Here is a 2,954-nt window from a genome sequence, read left to right on the forward strand (position 1 = left end):
CAATCTTGCCGCGATAATCCGCAATCGATAACTCGCCCCCATCGATTGATTTTAAATCAGGATCAAACGTTTTTCCAATCGCGTCGACACGCGATTCTCGAGCGCGGACCGCCAGCTGAACCTCTTGTCCCGTTGCTGTGTTGGGGTCGGGAAATTGTTCTTGAAGCTGGCTATAGGTTGCCTCGGCAAGGTCGTATTGATTGAGCCCTTCGAATTGCAGTGCCGCACCAGCCAAGTACTGTACCGTTTGTAGGTCTGGCGATGCGGTCAGCAAGGCATCCACCGCGTCGGCCCATTTGCGGGTCTCGATCGATTCACCTTCGATCGCTTGTTGTAACAATCGATCGATTTCGTCGAACTGAACATTGCCAGCCAATTGAGCCGCCATCTTTGCGATTTGTGGATCGGACGAATCGGCGTAAAGTTCAATGATCGTATCGCGAACCGCTTTGGCTTCGGTGTCATGATCAAATTGAGTCAACACTTGGCGAGCTTGTCCCATCACCATCATCGCCGGGATGTCCGACGATGCATCGGAATTCGCCAAGCCTTTGACCAGCTGGACAATGCGTTGCGGTGCATCCGCTTCGCCGTTTTGTAGCGACTCGATCGCGAAACCGATCAACACCAATCGGCTGTCGGTGACCAATGCCGCGTCATCCGAATCCAAATTCGCGGTCGCCAGTTTCTCGAGTGCCATTGCCGACTTTAAATCACCGAGCGCGGCAAGATGCGACAGCGATTGAAGTTCACCGCGTGCACCGTCGCTGCGAGCATCAGCGTTAGCATCGGCATGATTTTGCAACCGCCGCGCCGCTTCGAGTTTCATTTCGGATATGCGTCGCATTTCGGCAAAGGCTTCCTGCGGGTCTTGGATTCCCGACGTGCCACTGGCAATCGCTTGAATGTCGCTATCGGCGCCTGCCAAGAATTCGCGGAGTTCATCAGGAGTCAGGTTCGCTCGCAATTGACGCCGCTTCGGATCGGGGGGCTCGTTGGCGCCCGCCGGATCGGCCATCGTCAACAATGTCGGAGCCTTGTCGTCGGGTTGTGCTGCACCCGTTGGAATGGCTTCACCCGCCGGTATTGCCTCGCCCATTGGAATGGCTTCGCCGGCGATCGCACGCTCGGCGGCATCGTTGGGTTGATTAAGATTCGGTTGAGCGGGATTCGGTTGAACAGGCTGGGTTCGATCGGGCATTGCAGCAGACGATGAACGTTCGGACGATGGGCGACCAGAGGATGACGATTGATCTTCGCGGGCATCGTCTGTGATCGCTGTTGCATCCGCCCTGCCCTCCCCTGCTCCGCCGGTGTTGCCCTCGGACGGCGTCGGTTGCGTAAATGGCAACTTCGCGTCTTCGGCGGCATTAGATGAGTCGGCCGTATCGCTATTGCTACAACCGATCGAGATGGCGGCAATCAATGCGAACGAAAAATAAACGCCGTAGCGAAGCGAACTAGCGATGTGAGGGAGATGTGACATAAGCCAATGGGATCGCGGGATAGCGGTGAACCAAAATCGAAGCGTGGGCGACAGTAACAGTGACACGCTTGAGGAAAGCAAACGACAGCCCTGATTTTAGCACTCCGAATCGATTCTGTCGGCGGCACCACCCGACATAGGAGTACGCCGACTCCCATCAGCAAAAATTATGGCTTTCGGTGGCGACTTTTTCGCTCGATTCGATGCAAATCCTCTTCCTGAGTCAACATTCCCCAACGCAACGCCTGATCTTGGTCGTATTGTTTGCCTAGCTGCAACGCAATCGATGCTTTTGCCATCTCGTAACCAAGATAAAACGCATGTCCGGGATCAACGTTGCTTGATTCCGGTCGCTGCAGCAATTGATCAAACAATGCAAAGGGATCGGATTGTTGTAAGTGCATTCCTGCAGACAACAGATGGATCGTTTCATCTTGCGCATAAATGCGGTAATTGTTGTCCTTCAGCGTTGTCGCAAGCGATTGGAGCATGGTACTGGGAAACGCTTTTAGTTTTGGATCACGCAGCTGTACCAATGCGTTGGACAAGTGCTTCGGAGGCACGCGATTTTTGACGCTGTAGTAGACCAATTTTCTTGCTTCGGCGCATTCGCGTACCGATGATCGTGCCCAATTGATCACCTCGGTCGTCAGCACACTGCGAATACCGAGTTCTTGACAGATACCAAGCAATAAAAAGTTGATGCCCGCCGAATCCACTTCGGTCAGTTCCGTTAAATTGCCGATCCCCATCATGATTTCAAGTTCCGGGTAATCGCGGCGGGCATCCGCATAGCGAATTAAACTCGCAACCAGCCCTGCGCCGATCGGTTCCAAAATAGGGTCCAATCGCATTGGAACTTGATGTCTCGCTAAATAATTGATCGTTTTTTCAAAACTTTTTTTGTCATCAACTTGGTCAGGAATCACGACCACTTCGGCGCCCCAATCTTTAGCCGCTTCGCAATTGGTTGAGTTCACCGACAACACCAACGACGCGCCGCGGCGCGTCGCTTCGTTTGCTTCCCAAGTGTCGAAGGTGTCGACCGAAACTTTTAATCCTGTCTCGACGAGCGCACCGATGTAATCGCCAATGATGTTACAACGCGATGCAGGGTCACAGCCGAAATCGATCACGTCGGCCCCCGATTCATGCAGTTGTTTGGCGATTCCCAGCACGGTGTCCACGGTCATCCGTGGTGCATGATTGATCTCGGCAATGATCTGAATATCATACTCGCTTGGGGCGACTTTTGGACGCGAATTCCCAAACACCTCGGGAAGGTCGCGACAGTCCTTTGGACCGCAAATTACCGGTGTTTTTAAGCTGTTTTGCAATTCGTTGTAACCCGTTTCCAGGTAACCGGGAACGATCACATGAGTCGTTGATTCGGGGATGTTCAAGTGACGCAGCAACCACTTGGTTGTCATCAAAGCGGCCACAGTGATCGGCATCACTCCGACCGAAT

Annotated in this window: 2 protein-coding genes; both read right to left on the reverse strand. The window is 53.3% G+C overall.

Going from position 1 to position 2,954, the window contains the following annotated elements; all coding sequences use genetic code 11:
- Window positions 1-1,486 (reverse strand): hypothetical protein (locus RMSM_RS11315; RefSeq protein WP_052031592.1); only part of this gene is annotated, 1,486 nt, incomplete at its 3' end.
- Between the two features lie 167 nt (window positions 1,487-1,653).
- On the reverse strand, window positions 1,654-2,954 hold a 1,301-nt coding region (locus RMSM_RS11320), incomplete at its 5' end, for a hypothetical protein (protein WP_040765754.1).

Origin of the sequence: Rhodopirellula maiorica SM1, from assembly GCF_000346295.1 — a bacterium.
Taxonomy (GTDB): Bacteria; Planctomycetota; Planctomycetia; order Pirellulales; family Pirellulaceae; genus Novipirellula; species Novipirellula maiorica.